This is a genomic window from Bacteroides xylanisolvens, assembly GCF_018289135.1.
In the GTDB taxonomy this organism is placed as follows: domain Bacteria; phylum Bacteroidota; class Bacteroidia; order Bacteroidales; family Bacteroidaceae; genus Bacteroides; species Bacteroides xylanisolvens.
Map to the genome: position 1 here is coordinate 5313029 of NZ_CP072216.1, position 23643 is coordinate 5336671.

The following is a 23643-nucleotide window of genomic DNA, read 5'->3' on the forward strand; positions in this document are numbered from 1 at the left end:
GTTTCGGCACCGAGGAAACAACCGTTCGGCACCGAGGAACTTTCTTATTGGTAGTCGGGGTTCTGTACTAACACTCCCTTAGACTTGTCGATCTCTGTCTGTGGCAGTGGAAGCAGTGCGTTTTTGTCCTGATAATTGGTTTTACCGGCTGCGCGCAACACTTCTTTTGCAATGCCCCAACGAACGAGGTCATAGAAACGGTCGAATTCCAACCCTAATTCCACACGGCGTTCGTGGCGGATGGCCTCACGCAATTCTCCCTGATCGGTAGTCGTCACTTTAGGCAATATATTGCTATTGGTGCCTCTGGCGCGTGCGCGTACTTGTTCCAAATAGTCGATTGCTTCACCCGGAATACCTTTTTCATTAGCTGATTCGGCTCCCATCAGCAGTACATCTGCGTAGCGGATCAGACGAATGTTTACCCAGAATCCTTTGTTGGTATATTCTTTACGCAATGCCGGGTCGGTATAGGCTTTCTTATTGAAATAAGCACCCATTGCCGGGGAAACCGGAGACTCGCCGTATGGTTCGTTGGTGTTTTCCGGTGTGATAGGATCGCTGTCCGAGTGGCGGAAGTAGAGTAGGGTAGAGTTTTTGCGTGGATCACCCTGTTCGTATGCTTGCGCCATATACTCTGTTGCCATGTGCCATCCCCATCCCAAGTCCCATTGACCTGCTCCGCGTACACCTTGTACTTCACAGAACTGGCTACCGATAACGGTACTTTGAGGAAGAGCGGCAGTAGCTGTACATTGCAACTCGAATATAGAACCTCCGTTATTTTCACCATCATCCGTGAAAATCTCATTATACGGAGTCTTTAAGTTGTAGAGCCCCTTTTTGATGACGTCGGTGGAGGCTGTGTACATATTGTTCCAGTCGTTGCGCATCATATAAGTACGCGCGTGTAAGGAACGGGCAGCTCCCCAAGTCAGTCGTCCGGTGTATTCGCTGCTCCATGTTTCCGGCAATGACTCTTCTGCTGTTTTCAGGTCCTTGTCGATTTGCTCATAGATTTTATCAGCACTTGTCTTCGGGATATTGGCTTCCGAAGCATCGTTGATTTTATAAGTCACCAAAGGAACTTCGCCGAAAGCTCTTACCAGATTGAAGTAGCAATAAGCACGGAAGAAAGAGGCCTCTCCCTTATTGATGATGTCTTCAGTTTCTGTTTGTCCGGCTGTTTCTTTTTCTGCAATGGCATCAAGAATCTCATTACATTGGTAGATGATGGCATAATTCTGTCCCCAATAAGCACCCAGTAGGCCGTTGGTCGGTGTATACACAAAATCATCATACATTTCGGCTACATCAGAGCCATCGCTGGCAATACTTCCTTTTTCCGAATCTTCCGAACGGAAACAGTGGATGGCAAAAGCAGGAGGGCCGGCTGTCACATTATAGTTACGCATCATCGTATAGACATTATAAATCTTCCCGTTGACCAGAGCGTTCGGATTATCATCTTCCGTAAACTGTCCTTGTGGACTACGATCCAGAAAGTCACTACAGCTGCCTAGAAATAATGTAGTTGAAGTAATAAGGGTTGCAAATATATATTTATTCAGTTTCATATAATGATAGTTTTAAAGATTAAAGTTGTGTTCCGCATGGAAAACTGGCAGTGGCACCTTGTCACTAGAATGTTAGGTTGATACCGAAGGTATAGACTGCAGGTACAGGATAACTGCCGTTATCTACTCCGAATGCGGTGGCAGTTCCTCCAAGTTCGGGAGTATATCCGGTGTTATGTTTCCATGTCTTCAAGTTCTGTATGTTGACATAGACTTTCAGAGCTTGCAGACGTATTTTGGCAATTAAGCTCTTGTCGAACGTATACGCTAACTGTACGTTGCGGATACGGAAGAATTTGCCGTCCTCAATGTAATAGTCGGAGTTGAGGTTGTTGATGGAATGTTTGGTGTTCAGCAACGGTTGGGTGTTGGACGTACCTTCTCCGTGCCAGCGGTCCAAGCGTTGTTCCAGGTAGTTGAACTGGGCAAAATTGTAGTTATCCCATGTACGGAAAATCTTGTTTCCACCTTGTCCCATCATGTCGATGCCTAACGACCAATTCTTGTAGTCTACTCCGAGAGAAAAACCGTAAGTGACCTTTGGAGTCGGGTTGCCTATCATGGTACGGTCTTCCGGGGTGATTTCTCTGTCACCGTTCACATCGGCGAATTTCAGGTCACCGGGGGTAACGGTAGCCAGTGTATTTTTGGGTGATGCGTCAATATCTGCTTGTGACTGATAAACGCCTGCCACTTTATAACCATAGAAATATCCGATAGGATAACCTGCCATTGTGTAACTTTGCTGCTTATCTCCGGCAATGATGGAATATCCTTCCTGAACAAGACTTTTTACCTCATTCTTGATAGTAGTCAGGTTGGCACTGACGGAATATCCCCAGTCACCAATCTGATCGCGCCAGGTTACAGCCATTTCCACTCCTTTATTCTGGATCTCTCCCAAGTTTCCGATACCGGGGATAGTTCCGGAAATTCCGGGAACTTCGGCTAACAAATCTTTGGTATTCTTCTTATAGTAAACACCCTCAAAATGCAAGCGGTTGCGAAGCAGGTTCGTTTCAAATCCGGCTTCCCAGGCTTCTACTTTTTCCCAACGCAGGTTAGGATTAGGAAGATAGGCAAGCTGGTATCCGGGATAAATGATGGACGGTTTACCGAATACAGCCGAATAAGCATTGGTCAATAAGGGTTCGGCAGGATAGGCTTTATCCAGGTTCTGGTTTCCTAACGTACCGTAAGATGCTTTGATTTTCAACATATCCAGCCATTTGATGTCTTTCATAAATTCTTCTTCGGACATCAACCAACCTCCACCCAGTGAGAAGAAGTTCTGCCATTCATTGCCTGTGTAGGAGAAAGCGGAAGAACCATCCCGGCGGAAAGATCCGTTGAACAGATATTTACCTTTATAGTTGTAGATCACACGTGCAAGTACGGATAATGTACTGCGTTCCCATTGAGTACTTCCATTGGTAGCGGTAGCCGCATCGCCGATGCTAACAAACCATTTGTCCGGATTATCCGGAATAACCAGTCCGACCCCCTGCTTGCGTGCTCCGTCCAATCGGCTCAACGAATTATAATAGGTAGTAAAACCGGCGGTAGCTGTCAGGTTATGATTTCCATTATCAAAGCTGTTGGTGTATGTCAATAAATAGTCGCTCTGAACTTTTGTTTCATTCTCTTTAAACTGGCTGACCTCGGTCTTGCCTGTTCCCAAAGTAGAGATCCCTCCGTTGACAGCGGCATCGTATACTTTTACGATCGGTGTATACGTCCGTCCGTTGTTCGACGCATAATCCATGGAGAACATTGCTTTGAACGTGAAATGTTTCAGGAAGTCTACTTCACCATAAATATTACCGGATGCCCGGTAGTTCTCCGCTTTGGTAGTATTCGCTTTCAATTCGACGTCTACCATCGGGTTGCTAATCTGCGCTTTCTGGAATTCGGGCAGAGCCGTATATAATCCGTATTCGTTGTTATACACCGGAGCGATAGGAGTTGCACGCAGGGCATTCAACACCTGTTTGGAATCGGCAGGAAGCATACGTGCTCCGTTGAATTGGAAACCGACTTTTAAAAAGTCCGTAATCTTATAATCATTACTTGCGTTGATGGTTACCTTGCTGAATTTCTCATGCTCGATGTTGCCTTGTTCGTAAGAGTAGCCTACGCCCAGATAGAAACTGTGTTTGGGCGAAGCCCCTGTAATACTGATGTTATTGTTTGTAATGAAAGCAGTCTGGAAAATTTCGTCTTGCCAGTCTGTATTGGCATCCCAGCCGGTATAATCGAAAGGATCGTCTCCTTGATTGGCGAGCTGTTCGTTATATAGTTCCTTGAATTGTGAACCATTCACCAGTTTCACTTTATCCACCACTTTCTTGAAACCGAAAGAAGTATTGATATTGACCAGCGTCTGCCCCTCTTTGGCTTTCTTTGTGGTAATGATGATGACACCATTCGCACCGCGAACACCGAAGATAGCCAGAGATGACGGGTCTTTCAGGATTTCCATAGATTCGATGTCCTCCGGATTCAGGAAATTGATGTTGTCATTGAATAATCCGTCGACAATGTACAGCGGTTTATATCCGTTGATGGAGTTTGTTCCGCGAATACGTATTTCCGGATCAGATCCGGCCCGGCCGGAGTTGACAATCTGCACACCTGCTACCTTTCCCTGCAGGGAAGACAGCGGATTCATTGCCGGTTTGTTGGCTAACTCTTCTCCTTTGATATTGGTGATAGAACCTGTCAAGTCTCTTTTCTTTGCACTACCGTATCCGATAACGACTGTTTCGGCTAGTACTTGTGAATCTTCTTTTAAAGTGACATTGATGACGTTCTGTGTCCCCACTTTAATGGTTTGCGAAGTCATCCCCACGTATGAAAATGCCAGTACGTCCTCCGGAGTGACAGAGATTGAATATTTACCGTCCATGTCCGTGATGGTTCCGGTGGAAGTTCCTTGTACGAGTACCGATGCGCCGATCAATGGTTCATTGGCAGCGTCCGTCACTGTTCCTGTCACCGTCTTTGTCTGTGCAAAGGCTGATGCAGAGGCCAGTAGCAGGCAAACAAGCGTCATGATGCTCTTTGACCTGATGGCTTTTTTCTGAAGATGTTGTAAAAGTCTAGTCCTCATTGCATTAAATTTTTCCATTTGTTATTATTTAGGTTGAAGTCTTTTTTCTGCCGTCTTTTGGCAAGAGTAACAAAGGAAACAAACGAAATTCAAAAAAGATTTTGGAAAAAAGAGGGAATGGTTGATTTTAACACTAAAAGAGAGGTGACTGTTGAAAAAAGTCAGGCACGAACCGGTGTTGTTCGTGCCTGAATAATAGGATGAGGATTCTCCGTCGGGGGAGGTATATCCTATGTATACGTTGTTCGTTTTATGATTTCCTGTTTTAAAACATCTGTTCCGCAGTGGTCATACATTGAATGACATCTTCTTTGCTGCCATTGAAAGGACCTGATTTCTCTATTTTTAGAGTTGACATGGCGGCTGCAAAACGTCCTGCTTCTTCGATGTCGGCACCCGATACCCGTTGGTATAGATACCCGATGGTGTAAGTGTCTCCACACCCTGTTGCATCTACCACTTCTTTGGGTTTATATGCCGGAATACGATAGAAGTCTTTTCCGTCGAAAATAAGTGATCCCATGCTTCCCAAGGTGACAAGCACTTCTTTCACGCCCCATTCATGTAATTGGCGGGCAGCTTCATGCGGATCAGAAAGACCTGTCAGCACTTCCATCTCGTGCTCGTTGACTTTCAGGAAATGGATATATTGCAGAGCCTCCCGCTTATCTGTCCAATCCACCGGATAGACGTGAGTGTCACGCACTTCACGTAAATAGCCTTGTGAGTCTACTGCAATCAACCCTTTTTGAGATAGTTCTTTGATTACTTCCAACGAGAAGTCGTCTGCCAGCAGAGAGCCGAGATGGTAGATTTGCGCATCTATATCTTTCAGCTGACCGGCAGTGAACGGATCGGCTTTCGCTAATACACGTTGAGTACGGTCGTCCGGATTGGCGCCATAGATATTCTCGAAGTATACGGAATATTTGCTTGGCAGGGCGGTTACATGAATACCCATTTCACGTAGTTGCTCCACGACGTTCATTTCAGTGGCACCAACTGCTGTTACTAAAGCGTAATTGATGTCGTTAAAATGGCGGATGGCATGTGAACAATAAAAAGCCGTTCCTCCCGGCATATAGACAGTGTTTTGGGGAGTGACTACTTTGTCTAATGTGATGTGACCGATGCAGCAAAGTTGATGTTTATTCATGTCTAACCAATTAAAAAGCCTCCAAGATAGTATCTTGAAGGCTTCTAGTTTATTTTTAGTGCGGCTGATAGCCGTAAAACATTTTGGCTATTTCGCACTTATTATCAGTTATTTACAGAGCCTTCATTTTAGTCAATGCCACCGAATTAGCCACCGACTAAGTCACGAACTCCTTTTTTTATCTAAATCAATGAACTCTTATTTGTAATACAAAGGTATCGTTTTTAATCGGATAAACCTAATTAAAGTGACAAATAATGATAAATATCGCATTTAATTTATTAACTTCACAGCGTAAAAAATATAAATTATGCAAAATAAAAGGTATCAGAATTCTTATATTAAAGGCTTAAAAAGAAATGTTATCAATAACACTATAGCAGGAATCGTTATAGCAGGAATAATATTCATTATACAACTGATAGGAGGCTGCGAACAACCGGAAATAACTCATCAAAAAACTCTCATTGACAGTCTGCAAATAAACACGAATGATGAAATTAATGACTGGGACACAGACACCACCATCTACCATACAACCACTAAACCAACTAAATAAAACATTTTTCTTGCTAAATAATCAACCTATAAGTTTATTATCTCGTTACTTTTGCGTATCTTTGTCTTACTATAAAACAAGGAGATATGACATTTGACGACATTACTGGAGACAGAAAATTATGGGCTGTACACTTTGAAGGCGAGGATGATAACGAATTTTATAAGGTGTTCAACAACTGGGCCGACGTGGTTTGGCTACGCACTTTCTTCAAGGAGAATATAGATGACTTGAACGCCTACTTTAAAATAACAGATATAAAAGAAGCTATCAGCGATACTATTGAAGATAGTGAACGCCTTCGATACATCATAATGGACATCTCCCCGGAAACCGATTTAAGCAAGATATTCCGCCCGCTGGACAACAACCAGGCTTCGGATATGATGCTGCAAAAAGAAAAGGCCCGGTTAAAACGTAAATACGGTCACTCGTCATGGCTCCGGCTATACGCTATCAAATTGATTCAAGGCAACTACATCATCACCGGAGGCGCCATCAAGCTGACGGCTACGATGCAGGAAAGAGAGCACACCAGGCAGGAACTTGTGAAAATAGACAGGGTTCGACGCTACCTGCTTGAAGAAGGAATCATTGACGACGAAGGGTTTATAGAGTATATTAGTGAATTATAATTTGGGAGGAATGATATGGAAAATCGTATGAAATCTATCGCACAAAGGCTTGAAGAACATGCTTCTCCAACGCCTTCGAAATGGCGTGAGCTGTTTGACTTCCTTGAAACAAACAAGTCTTGGCTCCGACATTCGCAAAATATTGCCATGCTGATGCTGGACAGGATGGAAGAATTAGGAATGAGCCAAAAGCAATTGGCTGAAAAAATGAATTGCAGCCCGCAATACATCTCAAAGGTGTTGAGAGGACGGGAGAACCTTTCACTCGAAACTTTGACCAAGATTGAAAACGCACTGGAAATCTCGATTATCAAAGAGGAACCGATGGCTGTATAACTCACATCGGCTGCAGTAGGAAAGATTTGCTATCAGATTTTTCCGGATCAGCTGCTGCAGCTCGGGAATAGTGCTAGCAAATGTTTCGTCCTGGAAGAAGCCGGCTGCCGGATTCTGCTAGCAGTTGGCAGGGGATAACAGGTTGATGAAGCCGGGATCCTGCCAGGTATGTGCTAGCAAACTGGAAAAAAGTCATGCTTGAAACTTTTCGTCTGATTGCTCACCGTGCCGCCGTGTGGTTCGTGGCAATGCGTGCAGCGGGAATACCGCCGCCCACACAGCCCCGCTCCCCACAGCAGCACTCCGTCAGTGTTTAATCGGAACATTCCTTCACCGGCAGCGTTTCTCGGACGTTCAGTGTTTCTGTGCACCGTGCCGCTTTCCTTGCTTTCCCGTAGCCGTCGGACTGGCGCAAAGAAAGCCGCCCTACGGCAGTGTTTCTATGGGAGATTCTTGGGGAAAGTTTCTTTAAAGTTACTCCGGTGTATAATAGTCGAGGCTTGCCAAGTGGGTGATTACAGAAGTTACTACCGCCTGATGCATTCAGCTCCGGCTCCCGCCCACACCCCGGCACAGCCGGACCACAGGCGACAGCCTATGCGGTGGACACCCTTGCGGACGATAGCAGAAGTTACTCCCGTCTTATATACGGCTCCGGTTGCCGCTCCCTCACTTGCCGAATACAGCAAAGGAAGCAGCACCCTATGCGATGGGGACCCTTTCGGATGATATCCTTAGCGGAATGTAAGCCCTTGCGGCACGGGTGATAGCTGCGATGCCCGGTGCGGTTTCGCTCCGCCCGGCACTAACGCCGGGACTAAAGCGAGAATCCGCTACCTCTTTTCGTCTGACTATAGGAACGGGCTGTTAGTCAGGAGTGCAGCCATGCGGTGCGAGGTTCCCGTGTTTTATGATTGAGCGGGTTTGTCTGTTTGGATAGGAGGCGGCGCAAGCTTCCGCCGCCATGCTGACGTGATGCTGCTTGCGCCGTGTTCTTCCGGTTTTTCTGATGGAGTGCAGCTTTTGCGCAGGAAATCCGGAAGAGCAATTATGTTTAATTAGTCACAAAACCGTTCCGGATTTTGTGCTTTAATTCAACATAACAGCATCTTCCAAATATTCCTGCTGTTTGCGGGCTTTTCCGTTGTTTCAGGAACGGGCATAAAGTTACTCCGTTTAATGTTCACCCTTGCGGACTGCGCCCTGCGAAATGTAAACGCCACCACTGTGGCGGCAAGCCGCCACCCCGACCACCACCCCTTAGTTACCCCTGCCTATCCCGGTTCCCTGCAGGGTTTCCGACATCTTGCGGGTTTCCTGTTCCTGCGGGCTGCGCCTGGCGGCGTGCCCGGCTGACTGTTTGCCCCCTGCGGACAGTCTTTGCAGAATATCGGAGATTCCCGGCGGTCGGCTTCGCCGTCCGCTTCACGAAGCGGGGCAGACGCCCCGCCGAAAAGTTACGGACAAAAGAAATTCGTGACAATTGCCCGAATATCACAAATTTCCTCTGCCAACAAACATATATAACTATATCTACCAAGTATACAGGTAACAACCAGCCACTAAAAAGCCTATCTTTACATCTGTAAACCAACACTATAATTATGTATACCAACGTGCACCAACAAAACAACTGCCAAAGTTTAACCAACCGTAGCTACGGTTTCAAAGAACTGGCCGTTCTCTATTTCCCGAATATAGCACCTGCATCCGCTTCTATCCGCCTCAAACAGTGGATAAAGGACGATTCCGAACTACTCGAAGCATTGCAGGAAACAAACTACCAGTTAAGTAACCGTATCCTCACCCCCAAACAAAAGGAACTGATAACCATCTCTTTCGGCTCACCCTTTTAAGCCCTAGTGCAGCAGCTCCTACGGCTACAGCCCGAACCCTCTTCGCTAGGGGAACGCCCTGCGGCAAGGGGGAAGAGCACTTCCCCCGACAAGCGTCTCCCCCAAAGGGGGACGGAAGGGGGGTAGAACAAGAATACACAACTAAAAATCATCCACATAATCACCCACAAAAAACAATGATTAAACAAAGAAACATCACCCTGATTGTGGTGCACTGCACCGCATCCCGTTGTACAAGCAACCTCACCCCGGAAGCCCTCGACTCCATGCACAAACGTCAAGGTTTTGCCGAATGTGGCTATCACTATTACATCACCAAAGACGGAACGATACATCACATGCGCGACATCACCCATGTCGGCGCCCACGCCAAAGGCTACAACACCCCGTCGATAGGAGTTGCCTACGAAGGAGGCCTGGACGCTTCCGGACGTGCCGCCGACACCCGCACCGACGCACAAAAACAAAGCCTTGAAACCCTTCTCCGCTTCCTGCTGCTCACCTATCCGGGAGCAAAGATTTGCGGTCACCGCGACCTCTCGCCCGACCTCAACCACAACGGTACCATAGAACCCTGCGAGTACATCAAACAATGCCCCTGCTTCTGTGTCTCCATCGAATACGGGTATTTAGCGGTTAACGGTGAGTGATGAACACGTAGATATACGCACGAAAGCGCAGCCACTAATCGGTAACCATTAACCGTTCATCGCTCTCTTCTACCTTTGCGGGAAACAATTAAAAAGGAGGTCATTATGAAACCATTTTGGAGAACGACGTTGAAGGTATTGAAAGTTATCGGTAAAATTTTTGTTTGGCTCACCGGGGCAGACAGTCCCGTGAAAGACGATGAAAGGAGAAACGATTAAGGAGTAAACTTTACGATCGGAGTGAAAACCCCTGTTTGGAGGGCTGCGGAATACAAACCGCAGCCCTTTTTTCATGTACATAATCGTATGATGAAACACGTATCATCACAGATAAGAACATACGTCCGCACGCCCACGCACGTATATGTAAATTTGCAACATTATTAATCATTAAAACACTAATTAACATGGCAATTACAATCAAACCCGCTTTGCGCAAGAATCCGCAGGACAAAGCCGCTGCAGCAAAATACTATGCGCAGGTAGTGCTCGCTCCGGAAATGAAACAAAAACAAATCGTTGACCAGATCGCAGACCGTTGTACACTGACCGGTTCTGACATCAAGGCAGTTCTTGACGCATTGATGGTCGTTATCAAGCGCAACCTCGCAAACGGTTCACCCGTCCGCCTGGGAGACCTTGGGTCTTTCCGTCCTTCCGTTTCCGGTAAAGGTCTCGAGGATGCCAGCAAGTGCGGCGCAAACAGCGTCAAGAAAGCACGTGTCATCTACGTTCCTTCTACGGAAATCAAAGAAGCCGTTGCAATGTATTCTTTCTCAAAAGCAGGAGCAAGCGCAGCGAATGAAGAAGGCGGAGACGAGAAACCAGACCCGAAACCTGACGAAGGCGGCGGAGAAGCTCCGGACCCGGCAGCTTAATTATCATCGTTCCGCATATCGCAAACCTGTCAAAGAAAAAGCCCGATGAATGAGAAATCATTTCACCGGGCTTTTCATTTGCGGGTATTTGGTGAACGGAATATGCTTCTGAAAGTCTCATAGAAAACATCAGGAGTTTTTCAAAAAACGTCTGACGAAATAAAAAAAACGTCTGATGAATTTTTGAGAACATCTCGAAGGGTTTCAAGTACGTTTTTACTTCCGTTCCGACTGTTTTTGGGCGTTTTTACGTTTTATTCCCGTATGATTCCATCTGTAAATAAACGTAGTGACACAGACAGAAACGCAATTATCTATAAAGTGACGGGAAGGGATAGATGATAAGTTTGCTGTTTTACAGCGTATTTTTCCTCTTTTCTTCTACAAAGATAGGCCACGGCCGCCCGTCAGTCAAGAACCGCTACGCTATTTCAGATAAAAATATCCTGCGCTCCTACGTCGTGCGGTATTTTTATCTGAAATTTCTTGTCTGCCGTTCATCCATGCCCTCGGGGATGTATAAGAAAAAAGGAAAAAAATGTGTTCCTGTGCAGTGTGGGGCGGATAAAAGCGTGTATTAGTCTTAGGCCCAATATCCGCCGAAGTGATTGTGTCTGGCTACTTTGTCTAACTTCAATTGCTTGCGGCGAAACTTGTTGATTGCCCGTTTGAGCGATTTACGTCCCGATGTGCTGCAGTTCTTTTTTTTCATTCGGCATTGGTAGCAACGGCAGATACCAATACCTGTATGTGATTCTTTCATTTCTATGCTGTTTAATATAAGTTTTGAGAACTTACGTTTTTTACTATTTTATTTTGTGACATTTGCCCGATTGTCACGGATTTGTTATTTGCACTTTTCGGCGGGGCGCTTCGCCCCGCTTCATGGAGCGGACGGCGAAGCCGACCGCCGGGAATTTCCAATGTTCCGAAAGGCGTAAACAGTCAGCCGGGCACGCCGCCAGGCGCAACCCGCAGGAAGCACAAACACCCGCAACAGGTCAGAAAACCGCACGGCTCGGGACTGGCAGAAGTAACTAAGGGGCGGTGGTCGGGGTGGCGGCTTGCCGCCATAGTGGTGGCGTTTCCACTCCGCATGGCTTTTTTCGCCCGGGGGCGGAAAAATAAAACAATCCATATTAAACATAACCACGCATTATGCACCCGACTTGCCTGAATGGCAAGGCGTGCGGGCATAATGACCCGTTATGTTTAATATCGCTACCCCTTTGTTTTTCTGCCGGTCTCTTTTTGGGTGTCCCCCAAAAAGGAAGGCGGAAGGAAAACAATTGCTGTCACGGCGCACACAGCATCACGTCTGCACGCGCCCGAAGGACGGCGAAGGGTGCTTACTTCCACAATACAAACCCACTCAACCGTAAACCCGGGAACCCCGCACCGCAGGGCTGCACTCCTGGCTAACACTTCCGTTCCTATAGTCAGTCGAAAAGAGGTAGCGGATTCTCGCCTTAGTCCCGGCGTTAGTGCCGGGCGGAGCGAAACCGCACCGGGCATCACAGCTGTCACCCGTTCCGCAGGGGATACCCTTCCGCAAGGGTTTCCACCGCATAGGCTGTCGCCTGTAGTCCGGCTATACCGGGGTGTGAGCGGAAGCCGGAGCCGTATGCGTCAGGCGGTAGTAACTTCCGTAATCACCCACTTGGCAAGCCTCGACTGTTACACACAGGAGTAACTTTTGGGAAGACTTCCCCCAAGAACGTTCCATAGAAACACTGTCAAAGGGCGGCTTTCTTTGCGCCAGTCCGACGGCTACGGGAAAGCAAGGAAAGCGGCATGGTGCACAGAAACACTGTCCATCCGAGAAACGCTGCCGGTGAAGGAATGTTCCGATTAAACACTGACGGAGTGCTGCTGCGGGGGACGGGGCTGTGTGGGTGGCGGTATTCCCGCTGCACGCATTGCCACGAACCACACAGCGGCACGGTGAGTAGTCAGACGATAAGTCGCTCGCGAAAGTAATCCGCTTGGTTCGGCACTTGCCTATTACCTTCACTTGCTATCACATACCTGTCGGGATCCCGGCTCCATCAACTTGATATCCCCGTTAATTGCTAGCAAATTAGTTGCTCCGGAACGAACCGGGAACAAGAATCCGCTAGCAGAATCCGGCAGCCGGATTCTTCCAGGATGAAACTGTTGCTAGCATTATTCCCGATCTGTAGCACACGATCCGGAAGAATCCGCTAGCACTTTTACGCAGCTCGAGCACACGATCCGGAAACATCTGCTAGCAAATATTTCATTGGCCAAGATCTTCCGGAGCGTATTTTGCTAGCAATCGTTTCCCCTACTCTTTCTCCCTGCCCGCTTTCTCCAACCTGTTGAGTGCCGACAGAAAACCCCGCACGGCTTCGCCCTGCTCCTGATACCTTCGTTTCAGTTCTCCGTGTTCCTTCGCTTCCTGCTTGTAGTGGGTACAGAAACGGGGGTACTCCCGCACAACGTGTTTGATTGCTTCGCTGGCCGTTCGCTTTCCTGTAAGATTCTTCAAAATTTCAAGCTGTGTGACTTCCTCGGCAGTCAACCGTAGCGTGATGGTGCTTACTTTTTCGCTCATGATCGTTCACCCCCTTTCTCGCCATCGGAGGCGGACGGTTCCAGCGAACCGGTGGTTTCTCCGACTTGTGTTCCGGCGCGCCCCGCTTCCGCTTCCACCTGTTGTTTCCGGTTCATCACTTCCGCCCGCCGGTATGCTTCCGCATACGTCTGGCAGTGTATTCCGTATCTCTCGATAGTGATGCCTGCGGCTGTCACTTCGTGCGCCACGCACCACCCTGTACGCATTTTGCGGGGGTAGTAGAGCGGCGTGTCGGTTGCTTTTTTGTTTTCGCTCATCGTTGTTGCTTTTTGTGAGGCTATGAAGCCGATTTGTTTTTTATTTCGTCATCTCCGTGACTGCTGTCCGCTATCACCCCCACGGTATCCCGTAGCCGCTTCAACAGGAACAACCGGGGCATCCGCAGGCGTTTGTTTCCATGCATTTCGCCTAGAATTTGCCATACGGGATTTCCTATTTCGCCGTGTCCGGACAGTTTGAGCACCTCCTCAAGTTCCCGGGGGGAAAGATTGTAAGGGCTTAGGGCCTCTATCAACCCTTTGGGATTGCGTGGCTTTTGTTCGCGCGCCGCCGCCTCCACTTGTGGCGGGCGTTTCCCGGTAGTTGTGGAAGCAGTATTGCCACCTGTTGCAATGGTCGTTTCAGGCTTGTTTCTCCCCAACGGAGTGGAAGAAAGCAAAGCTCTCGCTTCCTCCTCCGTGAGTTCTCCGATAGTCGGTAGGGGGATAGAGGAGGACTTTTCTTTGTTTTCTTTTTCTTTGCTTTTCTTTTCTTTGTCGATTTTTTCCGGAAGGTTTCCAGAAGTTTCCGGAAAGTTCTGGAAATCTTCCGGAACTTTCTCGAAAGTAGGTTCTACCGTTGTCGGTGACACCGACACGTCCGGTACATTTTGCCCGGTCGGTTCTGCGGCTGTCGCAGCTTCAAACAGAGGCATAGTGACGGGTTCCTTTATGGGCTGCTCCGGTTCTACGAGAAGAATATCCAGCGGGATATACATTTTCTTCTTCGCCAGCTTGCAGATGTCTATATATCGGCTCTGAATGGCCCGGGAGGTGAGAATACATTTCATCTTCCACACGACGGGGTCGAACAGGCAGATTTCAGCGCAATAGTCTACAATCTCTTTCACCCGTTCCTCGTTCATGCCCCAATAGTCGGCACAGTCGAAAAGCTGATCTTCTGTCCAGCGGATATACGAACCGTCGACACGGTAGATTTCGTTCAATGCATATTGGTATACGGCATAGCCGTCGCACCCGTATTTCTTTTTCAGGCGTTTTATTTTGATGTCCTGAAAGCGGTCTGTTTCCGCTTTGTAATAGGAAAATCCGTTCTTGCTCATATTCTTCTGCTGTAATTAGATGCCAGGTAATTCATGATTTCTTCTTTGCTGTATAGGAAAGTCCCACCCAGTTTATAGAACGGGATAGCTCGCTCCGCGCGCAGGTTTCTCAATGTCGAGTTGCTGATGTTGAGCAGCTTGCATACATCGGCCGATCGGATGAATACAGCATCTTCGGGCACGGTGTCAAGCATAACGGGCGTAACGGGCTTGTATTTCGATTTTTCAGGGTCTTTTTCCTGTTGTGGAGTTCCGGCTGTATCTGTCTTTTCAGGTTTCACGATTCTCATGCTGTTGGTTTCTGTTTTCATAATTCTGCTTTTTATATGGTTAATATTCATTCAAGTGATTAATGTTCATTCAGGTATTCAAAAGTAATCCGGTCGAGGTCCTTCAGTTGGTTACTGTCGAGAGCGTAGATCGTCTTTATAATCCACCCTTTCAGGACAATTTTCCGGTGTCCTTCCCTGCTGCCATAATACCGCAACGCATCACTAACCGCCTTCTTCATTTCTGAATAGGTGATGAAGCTTTTCTCATACGCTATCATGCTGTCGATAGCTTTCAGTTCCAGTTCTTCCTGATTGATAATTACGGTTGCTTTCATTCGTTTGCGGCTTTATTATTGGGTGATTTATCTTCTTTATGTGAATACATATCTTTGAGTGTTGCCATATCGCGCATTACCTTCGTATCGACTACTCGTGCATATACCTGTGTCGTTGTGATTTTGGTATGTCCCAGCATTTTTGATACGGTTTCGAGTGGGATTTCATGTTGCAGGGTGATTGTCGTTGCGAACGTGTGGCGGGCTGTATGGAATATACACGGCAAAGCAAGCAACAGCGAACAGGTATAGATTAAACGTAAACCGTTAGGAATAAGCGATATTTCGGTATTTTGCGAAGTTGAAAAAATGCAAACGACAACGGAATATTGAGGTTGTTCAGTTACCAAACCGTTAGCCGGGCAGTTACCGAAACGGGAACAGGTAACGGAAAGCGATGAAAAGAAATCCCCACCGTTTTGTTTGCGTTAATACACAGTGTTTTGCGCATCAAGGGACGCTTATATGGCAAGTAAATTTGCACTTAAAAATATAAGCGTATGAAAGTAGAAAAATTCAAGGTGCTGCTCTACCTCAAAAAGAGCGGACTGGACAAGTCGGGCAAGGCTCCCATCATGGGACGCATTACCGTCAACCGCACGATGGCGCAGTTCGGATGCAAGCTGTCATGCCCTCCCGAACTGTGGAATCCCTGTGAAAGCCGTCTGAATGGCAAGAGCAAGGAGGCGGTGGAAACCAACACCAAGATTGAGAAACTGTTGTTGGCGGTAAACAACGCCTTTGACAACCTTGTGAGCCGTAAAATGGATTTCGATGCCACCGATGTGAAGAATCATTTTCAAGGAAGTATGGAAACGCAGATGACACTCATGCGAATGACTGATGTTGTCTGTGACGACCTCAAAGCCCGTATTGGTATTGACCGTGCGAAAACTTCTTACTCGACTTATCATTATATGCGTCTGACACTTGGTGAGTTCATTGGGCATCAGTACAAGGTCAAGGATTTAGCATTTGGGCAGCTTACGGAACAGTTCATCCATGACTATCAGGTTTTCGCTATGGAGAATAAGGGTTATGCAATAGATACTGTCCGACATCACCTTGCCATACTGAAAAAAATATGCCGTCTGGCTTATAAGGAAGGCTATGCAGACAAAATCCATTTCCAGCATTTCACCCTGCCCAAGCAGTCGGATAAAACCCCACGGGCATTGAGCCGTGAATCGTTCGAGAAAATCCGTGATGTGGAAATTGAACCGCATCGTAAATCTCACATACTGGCAAGGGATATGTTTCTCTTCGGGTGTTATACCGGGGTCTCGTATGCGGATGTGATATCCATTACCGATGAGAACTTGTACACGGACGATAACGGAGCGTTGTGGCTGAAATACCGCAGGAAGAAGAACGAACATCGGGCAAGCGTGAAGTTGCTTCCCGAAGCGATTGCACTGATTGAAAAGTATCACAGTGAGGACAGGGACACATTGTTCCCTTTACTACGCTGGCCTAATCTTAGAAGACACATGAAGGCGTTGGCGGCATTGGCTGGCATCAAGGATGATTTGTGCTATCATCAGGCGAGGCATAGTTTCGCCTCGCTGATAACGCTCGAAGCGGGTGTGCCGATTGAGACCATCAGCCGGATGCTGGGACATTCCGACATTTCCACCACTCAAGTATATGCCCGTGTCAGTCCGAAAAAACTCTTCGAGGATATGGACAAGTTCATAGAGGCGACACAAGATTTCAAACTAACCCTATAAATCCAACAACAATATGCGAAGCACATTTTCATTATTGCCATATATTAACCGCAGCAAGGTGAGGGCTGACGGTACGACCGCCGTACTCTGCCGTATAACCATTGACGGCAAGCAGACCGCCATAAGCACAGGTATCTATTGCCGCCCCGAAGACTGGAACGGCAGGAAGAATGAGATAAAGACCGTCAGGGAGAACAACCGCTTACGGGAATACCTGCGTCTGACTGAGGAAGCCTATACCGAGATACTTAAATCGCAAGGAGTGGTCAGTGCGGAAATGTTGAAGAACCATATTTCCCTGAATAATATCCATCCGACTACCTTATTGCAAATGGGTGAATGGGAACGGGAGCGGTTGAAGAAACATTCCGAGGAAATAGATTCCACTTCTTCCTACCGTCACTCCATGTATTATCAGAAATACCTGACGGACTTTATAGCGTCAATCGGGAAAAAGGAAATTCCTCTTGAAGAAGTGACGGAGGATTTTGGCAAGTCCTATAAAGCTTTCCTGAAGAAGTGCAAGAATTTCAGCTCTTCCCAAACCAACAAATGTATGTGCTGGCTTAATCGTTTATTGTATTTGGCAGTCGATAAGGAGATTATCCGTGTGAACCCCTGCGAGGACTTGGAGTATGAACCGAAGCCGGAGGCAAGGCACAGGTACATCAGCCGCGATGAGTTCAAAAAGATACTTTCCACCCCGATGTATGACAAGCGTATGGAACTGGCAAGACGGGCTTTCATCTTCTCGACCCTGACGGGACTGGCGTATGTGGACATCAAACTTCTTCATCCCCATCATATCGGGACGAATGCGGAGGGCAGACGGTATATCCGCATCAACCGCAAGAAGACAAAGGTGGAGGCTTTCATACCCTTACATCCCATAGCGGAACAGATATTGTCGTTGTACAACACAACCGATGATGAGAAGCCCGTGTTTCCTCTCCCAAGCCGTGATTCACTTTGGTTTGACATCCACGAGATGGGTGTTGCCATAGGCAAGGAGGAAAATCTGAGCTATCACCAAAGTCGGCACAGCTTCGGAACTTTCCTGATTTCAGCGGATATACCGATTGAGAGCATCGCCAAGATGATGGGACATTCCAACATCAGAACTACTCAGGGGTATGCACGGATAACCGATGATAAAATCTCCAAAGACATGGACAAACTGATGGAGCGAAGAAAGAAAATATCGGCTGGCGAAAAGAAAGAAAACAGTATATAATCATCATAAAATAAAGGGATTATGAGCAGAGAAATAATAACAATCAGTAAAATGGGAGCGGTCACCGTACCGACAGCCCCAGTGTGGATGACCCAGTTCGAGATAGCCGACCTGTTCGGGGTGTTCTCTTGCAATATCCGCAAGATGATACAGGCAATTTACAAGAACAAAGAGTTGAACGAAACTGATACGATGAAGTATATCAAGCAAACTGACGGCATCAGTTATGATGTGTATAATTTTGAAATGATTATAGCCATCGCTTTCAGAATATGTAGCAAAGAGACCCTTTTGTTCAGGCGGTTCGTAATAAATGAAATCTGCACCACCAAGAAAGGAATCCCGGTTACATTGTTTGTTTCCTATGGTAAGAATGGCAACCTATGGTATAGTCGAGGTTCTTCCCGTCAGCCACCTGTTCCCGATGCACGGATGCAAAGGTAGCGTGTGGCTCTGACAGCATTGGCAAGGTCGGGCGGCATAGCCGTTTCGGGCAGAATCTTCCTCAACGGGGTTGAGCGTATTCAGCCCGAAAACCTTGCCCCTGCCAACCACACGCATTTTGGGCATCCGGCAACGGAAACAAGCGACTGACGGGAAATCAGAAGAAAGAGAAGGAACGGCTTACAGACGAAGCTAAACATTGATGCTTCATCCGTAAGCCGTTCCTTTTTTATTGTACCATTGCTGTCGCAAACATAGGGCAGACGGCAAACTGCGCTCTTTCAAGAAAATCAGATAGCCGTCTGTCGGTAGGCGGTACGGTAGCTGTCAGTCAGCATCCTTTCGATGTCGGACTCTCGGTAGAGGATTTTGCCGCCCAACTGAATGTAGGCTATCCGCCCTTCGTTGCGGTAATCCTGAAGTGTTCGGCGGCTCACTTTCAACCGTGCCGACACCTCCTTGTCCGTGAAGAAACGCTCCCCGTTCAGTGTCGGGCGGTAGCTGGCAGTCAGATGCTCTACGTTGTCCAGCAGACGGTCAAGACTGCCCATGAAGTGGATTATCCACTCGTTGTCTTTGTTAATCAGTTCGTTCATATTACTCTGGATTTAGTGGAATTATTGTCATTACTCTATTCGGTTATCAGATTGTCCTGCCTTTGAACTTTGCTTCCTTCCGTCTGTCCTCCACGATGGAGACGATACGTTGCACATCTTCGGGACGGTAATAGGTCTTGTGGTTGATTTGGCTGTATGCCAAAGTCCCATTGTCCCGAAGCGTCTGCAAGGTTCGTGGGCTGATATTGAGCATCCGGCATACGTCCTGATTATCCATCCACTCGCTCATTTTCTTTTCGCCGTGCCGATGGCAGATGGCATCCATACGGCAGACGAAGCGGTCGAACTTGGCGACCAGCTCCTCAAAGGTCTTTCTTTCGATTGATACGATTTCCATATTGTCTTTTTTTAGTTGTTACTGTTTCTTATGCCGCAAAGGAATGTATAATCCGTTACTTGACAATGGGTTTCCCGGAAGTGGTAGCATGTTGCGCTGATACGGTAGTCATTGTCCGTGATACCGACTTTTCCTTTGGCGGCTATCATTCCTTCTCCCGCAAAGAAATACATAATCCGGCATCCGGCAATGGATTCAATTTGGTCTGGCAGCAAGTGGCACAGGGTGGTAGAGGTTGGCACAGGCATGGTTCACCGATTGCCCAATCCGCCCAGTCCTTAGCCCTTAATTCCTATATTTAATAAGGACACCACAGCCCAAATAAGAGCTTAATTCAAAATCACCCGTAACTAAACCTTTTTCCCTTTCGGTTATATACATCCGGCAAAACGGTGAAGTCTGCACCGTTATTTCTATCACCATAAAGCAAAACCATACAAAATTGCCTAAGAGAACCCAAGTGCTTGACAGACTGCACTGAAGCATCTTACTTTGCTCCCGATAATCGGTCGAGGTGCTTACCAAGACCACAGTTAATAACTTAATCAATTTGTTTTTTACAATGAAGAGAGAACCAAGCATTACAGAGCAGCAGGCTCGTGAAATCGTGGAAAAGATGGGACGCAGGGAATCCTACACTCCCAAGTCGATGAATGACATCTACAGGCGTATCGGCCTGGAGCCGGATGAGCCGGAACAGCCCGGCAAGACCGTCACGGAAGAAACGGAGACCGCTATGGCGGATGAACCGTCAAGTGAGGCGGTCGGGGAAACAGCAATGCCGCAGAAGCGTGTCAGCAGCAAGCAGCGCAGGCTGTCGCTGGAGGAGTACCGCGCCACCTATCTCCAAGTCCCCAAGATTATCAACCGCAAGCCCGTGTTTGTCAGCGAGACGGTGCGTGACGAACTGGACAGGGTTGTCCGCTTCCTCGGAGGAAAGGGTATGAGCGCATCGGGGCTGATTGAAAACCTCGTCCGCCTGCACCTCGACACCTATCGGAACGACATCGAGCAGTGGCGCAAGCTCTGACGGGATTACAGAAAGTCGGTTAGGCTGGTGAATACACTTCATCGGCTTAACCGATACCCAAGATGAGTGATTACACTCGGAAAACAATCCGACAAGCGGAGGATTGTTATGTCTTCAAAGACATAGCAAGATATATTTTCAGTTACCCGAATAATTCTAAGTAACTGAAAACACCTTCACCGCCGTGGGCAGAATTATCCTCCGCAGTCGGATAATTTCGGGGTTCATTAATCAAAGATTAAACAATGGACAAGCCATAAAATTGAAAAAATAAGAAGTATGAAAAAGAAGAGCAAGTACGGGAGAAATCCCAAGTTGAACCCGAAGACGCACTGCGTGATGGTGCGCTTCGATGATGTGGAATGGAACAGATTCCTGACGATGTACGAGGAATCTAACGTGTACGCGAAAGCCGTCTTTCTCAAGGCGCACTTCTTCGGACAGAAGTTCAAGGTGCTGAAAGTGGACAAGACGCTGGTGGACTACTACACCAAGCTGTCGGATTTCCATGCCCAGTTCCGTGGCATAGGCACGAACTACAATCAGGTCGTCAAGGAGCTGCGCATCCACTTCTCGGAGAAGAAGGCGATGGCGTTGCTCTACAAGCTGGAGGAGTGCACCATCGACCTTGTGAAGCTGAGCCGGGAGATAATGGAGCTTTCAAGAGAAATGGAGGCTAAGTGGCAACAAAGACGGGATGATTCTATGGTATAGCTGGATGTCCCTTTGGTTCGCAGTTCGGCAAGTGAACGAAGTCCGACGGGTAACTTCATTGCCGACCATGTCATTGTCGGACATCTGTTAAGAATAAGAACTAACTGAAAGGGATGAAAATATAGTAGAATCAAGTATCTGGCTTTCTAACTGATAAATAGAAATCTAGATACTTGATTTACAAACTAAATATATTTGATACTCTTTTTGCAAGAATAGTCTACCTGTCAATCCATTCTTTAAGCCTCTGCGCCTTTTCCTTGCTCACTTGTATTTCCGTCTTCGGATAACCTTTCAAACGGACAATCAACTTTCCTCCAAAATAATTACCGAGGAACAAAACGTGCTCTACATTGATGATATATTGGCGGTTTGCCCGGAAGAAATAGTCCGGGTTCAGTTGGTGTTCAAGTTCATCCATTGACACATTGACCACTTCGGAAGTGCCATTGTTGAGACGAAGATGTACAATCTTGTTTTCTGTTTCGATATGGTTGATGTCCGAAACTCGCACGGTCTTATATCCGTCACGATAAGGAAGCAGGAAACGCTCCCTATAACGGAACTTGCTCTTCTGTAAGGCGTCAAAAAGCTGTTGCAAGTTTTCGTCGGTATAATTCTTTCCGGCTTTGACTGCCTTGTCAATGGCCGCTTCAAGTTCATCCGGATCCAGCGGTTTCAGAAGATAGTCAAAACTGTTGAACTTGAATGCCTGTACTGCATATTCATCGTATGCGGTGGTAAATATGATGGGAACGGTTGCCTGGGCATGTTTAAGAGCCTCGAAACTCAAACCGTCAGTTAGCCGGATATCAGCAAGGATGAGGTCTGTGGTTTTGCCAGATTGAAAGAATTCGACTGTTTCTTTGATGCTGGCAAGCGGACCTTCAACAATAAATGTTCTGTCAATATCGTTCAGCAGCCTTATGAGGCGTTTGGCATTGCGCTGTTCGTCTTCAAGAATCAGTATTTTCATAAGGGTTGATGTTTTTTATGATGGGCAGACTTACCGAATAGAAGTTTTCGGCATTCTCTATCTTGACCTTTTTATCACAAAGTAAAGCATATCGTTCTATGATATTTTTAAGTCCTAAACCGGTTGATTCGATTGGGGACATCAAAGGTCGTTTCAGGTTGCAGACGGTTATGTAATCATCGGACAACTTTATGTTGATAACCAACGGATGTTCAGATGAAAAGCTGTTGTGTTTTATTGCGTTTTCTACAAGAAGCTGCAATACAGCCGGAGGAAGAAAACCTTTGCATTGTCTGACGCCCGGACTTACTTTTGCAATGACCCCTTCGTTGTGGCGTACTTTCATCAAATACAAGTATGAATCAAGAAACTTGATTTCGTCGGCAACGGGTATCAGATTGCGGTCCAGATTGGTGATGATGTATCGGTACACTTTCGATAGGTTACTCAGGAATTTTCCGGCAAGCTCGGTATCTTCCTCAATCAGTTCCAGCAGGTTGTTGAAGTTGTTGAACATGAAGTGCGGGTTGATTTGCAGTTTCAGCGAGTTGAGTTGCGACTGCAAGGCGATCTCTTTTTCCTTCATCAGCGCCATTTCGAGTGCTTGTTTCTCGTCGCGCACCTTGATGTAAGACTGAAGGTAGAAGGAGTTGGCATAGACGCTTGACAGGAAGGTAGATATCATGGCAAAGGTGTATGCGCCTTTCATGTTGAGGAGTTCGTCGAGAAGCCCGTTGTCGGTTTCGTCCCATAGGAAATTGAACAAGGTTATCATACCGAACGCAACGATATTGTTCAGTGCCATTAGGCAGGATGCATAGACCATTCCCCACACGTAGGATGTCCTGAACGGCAATACCCTGAAGACCAGAAAACAGAATCCTAAGGATATGTAGGTAAAAAGCATACACAGCAGAAAATCGACCATGTAATCAGCGATTGTCATTCCCGGCAATTGGTCGATGGTCTTGTCATCGAGTATAAACCACATGACAAGGTAGAATACATAGGAGACGGCAGATAGCAACAGGCCGTTCTTCCAACTCATTATTTTCATTTTCACTTGGGTCATATCGGGTGCAAAGTTACTCTTGATTCGGCAAAGATAAGGCTTTACTCCTTTGGTTGATAGGATAAACAGGCTGAAACGGATAAAATTACTATCGAAACGATAATAACTATTGGTGAAATACACATTGTATTTGTTAAAACCGATCTGCACTTGAAAGATTATCCTTTTTTCGGTCTTAACTGTCAGTTTGGATAGTTCGGACT

The 23643-nt window shown here is 46.9% G+C and carries 32 protein-coding genes; 16 read left to right on the forward strand and 16 right to left on the reverse strand.

Going from position 1 to position 23643, the window contains the following annotated elements:
• Positions 1-44 precede the first annotated feature (44 nt).
• From INE92_RS21975 to INE92_RS21985, 3 genes are all read right to left on the reverse strand, one after another.
• Positions 45-1577 carry a RagB/SusD family nutrient uptake outer membrane protein gene (locus INE92_RS21975; RefSeq protein ID WP_004309587.1) on the reverse strand — a complete coding sequence of 511 codons (1533 nt, stop codon included), beginning with the start codon at positions 1575-1577 and terminating at the stop codon, positions 45-47.
• 64 nt (positions 1578-1641) lie between these two features.
• Complete coding sequence (locus INE92_RS21980; RefSeq protein WP_151926841.1) at positions 1642-4707, reverse strand: SusC/RagA family TonB-linked outer membrane protein; 3066 nt, start codon at positions 4705-4707, stop codon at positions 1642-1644.
• Between the two features lie 247 nt (positions 4708-4954).
• Positions 4955-5845, reverse strand: a complete 891-nt coding sequence (locus INE92_RS21985; RefSeq protein WP_211421251.1) for a carbohydrate kinase family protein — start codon at positions 5843-5845, stop codon at positions 4955-4957.
• A 310-nt stretch (positions 5846-6155) separates the two neighbouring features.
• On the opposite strand from INE92_RS21985, the gene INE92_RS21990 reads away from it, so the two are divergent.
• From INE92_RS21990 to INE92_RS22000, 3 genes are all read left to right on the forward strand, one after another.
• Positions 6156-6404, forward strand: coding sequence for a hypothetical protein (locus INE92_RS21990; protein WP_008770401.1), 249 nt, complete (start codon positions 6156-6158; stop codon positions 6402-6404).
• An 86-nt stretch (positions 6405-6490) separates the two neighbouring features.
• A complete protein-coding gene (locus tag INE92_RS21995) occupies positions 6491-7039 on the forward strand; it encodes a hypothetical protein (protein WP_015532213.1) in 549 nt (182 codons plus the stop codon).
• Between the two features lie 15 nt (positions 7040-7054).
• A complete protein-coding gene (locus INE92_RS22000; RefSeq protein ID WP_008770400.1) occupies positions 7055-7375 on the forward strand; it encodes a helix-turn-helix domain-containing protein in 321 nt (106 codons plus the stop codon).
• Positions 7376-7548: 173 nt separating this feature from the next.
• On the opposite strand, the gene INE92_RS22005 is transcribed toward INE92_RS22000, so the two are convergent.
• The gene (locus INE92_RS22005) at positions 7549-7746 is read right to left on the reverse strand and encodes a hypothetical protein (RefSeq protein WP_133304310.1); all 198 of its coding nucleotides are present in this window, start codon (positions 7744-7746) and stop codon (positions 7549-7551) included.
• Between the two features lie 136 nt (positions 7747-7882).
• On the opposite strand from INE92_RS22005, the gene INE92_RS22010 reads away from it, so the two are divergent.
• On the forward strand, positions 7883-8104 hold the full coding sequence (locus tag INE92_RS22010; RefSeq protein ID WP_165450649.1) for a hypothetical protein: 222 nt from the start codon (positions 7883-7885) through the stop codon (positions 8102-8104).
• A 535-nt stretch (positions 8105-8639) separates the two neighbouring features.
• Here the strand turns inward: INE92_RS22010 and INE92_RS22015 are convergent.
• Positions 8640-8858 (reverse strand): hypothetical protein, encoded by a 219-nt coding sequence (locus INE92_RS22015; protein WP_229096918.1) that lies wholly within the window; start codon positions 8856-8858, stop codon positions 8640-8642.
• Between the two features lie 121 nt (positions 8859-8979).
• On the opposite strand from INE92_RS22015, the gene INE92_RS22020 reads away from it, so the two are divergent.
• The 3 genes from INE92_RS22020 to INE92_RS22030 all read left to right on the forward strand — a co-directional run bounded on the left by INE92_RS22020 (position 8980) and on the right by INE92_RS22030 (position 10759).
• Entirely contained in the window at positions 8980-9231 is a 252-nt protein-coding gene (locus INE92_RS22020; protein WP_008777676.1) for a DUF4248 domain-containing protein, read from the forward strand.
• A gap of 176 nt (positions 9232-9407) precedes the next feature.
• On the forward strand, positions 9408-9881 hold the full coding sequence (locus tag INE92_RS22025) for an N-acetylmuramoyl-L-alanine amidase (protein ID WP_015532214.1): 474 nt from the start codon (positions 9408-9410) through the stop codon (positions 9879-9881).
• Positions 9882-10288: 407 nt separating this feature from the next.
• Positions 10289-10759, forward strand: coding sequence for an HU family DNA-binding protein (locus INE92_RS22030; protein ID WP_195436074.1), 471 nt, complete (start codon positions 10289-10291; stop codon positions 10757-10759).
• Between the two features lie 583 nt (positions 10760-11342).
• Here the strand turns inward: INE92_RS22030 and INE92_RS22035 are convergent.
• Positions 11343-11522, reverse strand: coding sequence for a hypothetical protein (locus tag INE92_RS22035; RefSeq protein WP_195436075.1), 180 nt, complete (start codon positions 11520-11522; stop codon positions 11343-11345).
• A 582-nt stretch (positions 11523-12104) separates the two neighbouring features.
• Between INE92_RS22035 and INE92_RS22040 the strand changes: the two genes are divergently transcribed.
• Together INE92_RS22040 and INE92_RS22045 are read left to right on the forward strand one after the other, a co-directional pair.
• A complete protein-coding gene (locus tag INE92_RS22040; RefSeq protein ID WP_195436076.1) occupies positions 12105-12452 on the forward strand; it encodes a hypothetical protein in 348 nt (115 codons plus the stop codon).
• A 101-nt stretch (positions 12453-12553) separates the two neighbouring features.
• Positions 12554-12739: a hypothetical protein gene (locus tag INE92_RS22045; RefSeq protein ID WP_211421252.1), complete on the forward strand. Its 186-nt coding sequence runs from the start codon at positions 12554-12556 to the stop codon at positions 12737-12739.
• A gap of 328 nt (positions 12740-13067) precedes the next feature.
• On the opposite strand, the gene INE92_RS22050 is transcribed toward INE92_RS22045, so the two are convergent.
• The 6 genes from INE92_RS22050 to INE92_RS22075 are packed head-to-tail and all read right to left on the reverse strand — an operon-like array spanning position 13068 to position 15636.
• On the reverse strand, positions 13068-13337 hold the full coding sequence (locus INE92_RS22050) for a hypothetical protein (protein WP_195436077.1): 270 nt from the start codon (positions 13335-13337) through the stop codon (positions 13068-13070).
• The gene (locus INE92_RS22055; protein ID WP_015532219.1) at positions 13334-13615 is read right to left on the reverse strand and encodes a hypothetical protein; all 282 of its coding nucleotides are present in this window, start codon (positions 13613-13615) and stop codon (positions 13334-13336) included. Before INE92_RS22055 ends, INE92_RS22050 begins: the two co-directional genes overlap by 4 nt.
• Positions 13616-13635: 20 nt before the next feature.
• Positions 13636-14679: a DUF4373 domain-containing protein gene (locus INE92_RS22060; protein WP_195436078.1), complete on the reverse strand. Its 1044-nt coding sequence runs from the start codon at positions 14677-14679 to the stop codon at positions 13636-13638.
• Entirely contained in the window at positions 14676-14990 is a 315-nt protein-coding gene (locus tag INE92_RS22065) for a helix-turn-helix domain-containing protein (RefSeq protein WP_004313899.1), read from the reverse strand. The genes INE92_RS22060 and INE92_RS22065 overlap by 4 nt, the downstream gene beginning before the upstream one ends.
• 38 nt (positions 14991-15028) lie before the next feature.
• Positions 15029-15286 (reverse strand): hypothetical protein, encoded by a 258-nt coding sequence (locus INE92_RS22070; protein WP_195436079.1) that lies wholly within the window; start codon positions 15284-15286, stop codon positions 15029-15031.
• Complete coding sequence (locus INE92_RS22075) at positions 15283-15636, reverse strand: tyrosine-type recombinase/integrase (protein WP_211421253.1); 354 nt, start codon at positions 15634-15636, stop codon at positions 15283-15285. Before INE92_RS22075 ends, INE92_RS22070 begins: the two co-directional genes overlap by 4 nt.
• Before the next feature lie 150 nt (positions 15637-15786).
• On the opposite strand from INE92_RS22075, the gene INE92_RS22080 reads away from it, so the two are divergent.
• The 4 genes from INE92_RS22080 to INE92_RS22095 are packed head-to-tail and all read left to right on the forward strand — an operon-like array spanning position 15787 to position 18844.
• The gene (locus INE92_RS22080; protein WP_004313905.1) at positions 15787-17016 is read left to right on the forward strand and encodes a site-specific integrase; all 1230 of its coding nucleotides are present in this window, start codon (positions 15787-15789) and stop codon (positions 17014-17016) included.
• A gap of 13 nt (positions 17017-17029) precedes the next feature.
• Positions 17030-18250 carry a site-specific integrase gene (locus INE92_RS22085; RefSeq protein ID WP_004313906.1) on the forward strand — a complete coding sequence of 407 codons (1221 nt, stop codon included), beginning with the start codon at positions 17030-17032 and terminating at the stop codon, positions 18248-18250.
• A gap of 21 nt (positions 18251-18271) precedes the next feature.
• Positions 18272-18694, forward strand: coding sequence for a hypothetical protein (locus INE92_RS22090; protein ID WP_004313907.1), 423 nt, complete (start codon positions 18272-18274; stop codon positions 18692-18694).
• Between the two features lie 3 nt (positions 18695-18697).
• Positions 18698-18844, forward strand: coding sequence for a hypothetical protein (locus INE92_RS22095; RefSeq protein WP_008770397.1), 147 nt, complete (start codon positions 18698-18700; stop codon positions 18842-18844).
• A gap of 140 nt (positions 18845-18984) precedes the next feature.
• Here INE92_RS22095 and INE92_RS22100 read toward each other — a convergent pair whose 3' ends face one another.
• Entirely contained in the window at positions 18985-19290 is a 306-nt protein-coding gene (locus tag INE92_RS22100) for a helix-turn-helix domain-containing protein (RefSeq protein WP_005822096.1), read from the reverse strand.
• A gap of 46 nt (positions 19291-19336) precedes the next feature.
• Entirely contained in the window at positions 19337-19648 is a 312-nt protein-coding gene (locus tag INE92_RS22105) for a helix-turn-helix domain-containing protein (RefSeq protein WP_004312622.1), read from the reverse strand.
• A 65-nt stretch (positions 19649-19713) separates the two neighbouring features.
• Between INE92_RS22105 and INE92_RS22110 the strand changes: the two genes are divergently transcribed.
• From INE92_RS22110 to mobA, 3 genes are all read left to right on the forward strand, one after another.
• Positions 19714-19950 (forward strand): hypothetical protein, encoded by a 237-nt coding sequence (locus tag INE92_RS22110; RefSeq protein WP_005822095.1) that lies wholly within the window; start codon positions 19714-19716, stop codon positions 19948-19950.
• A gap of 260 nt (positions 19951-20210) precedes the next feature.
• Entirely contained in the window at positions 20211-20678 is a 468-nt protein-coding gene (locus INE92_RS22115) for a DUF3408 domain-containing protein (protein ID WP_004312623.1), read from the forward strand.
• Positions 20679-20957: 279 nt separating this feature from the next.
• Positions 20958-21392: a conjugal transfer protein MobA gene (gene mobA, locus INE92_RS22120; protein ID WP_004312624.1), complete on the forward strand. Its 435-nt coding sequence runs from the start codon at positions 20958-20960 to the stop codon at positions 21390-21392.
• Positions 21393-21612: 220 nt separating this feature from the next.
• Here the strand turns inward: mobA and INE92_RS22125 are convergent, their stop codons facing one another.
• Positions 21613-22368 carry a LytR/AlgR family response regulator transcription factor gene (locus INE92_RS22125; RefSeq protein ID WP_004312625.1) on the reverse strand — a complete coding sequence of 252 codons (756 nt, stop codon included), beginning with the start codon at positions 22366-22368 and terminating at the stop codon, positions 21613-21615.
• On the reverse strand, positions 22349-23440 hold the full coding sequence (locus INE92_RS22130) for a sensor histidine kinase (protein WP_168044615.1): 1092 nt from the start codon (positions 23438-23440) through the stop codon (positions 22349-22351). The genes INE92_RS22125 and INE92_RS22130 overlap by 20 nt, the downstream gene beginning before the upstream one ends.
• Positions 23441-23643 lie beyond the last annotated feature (203 nt).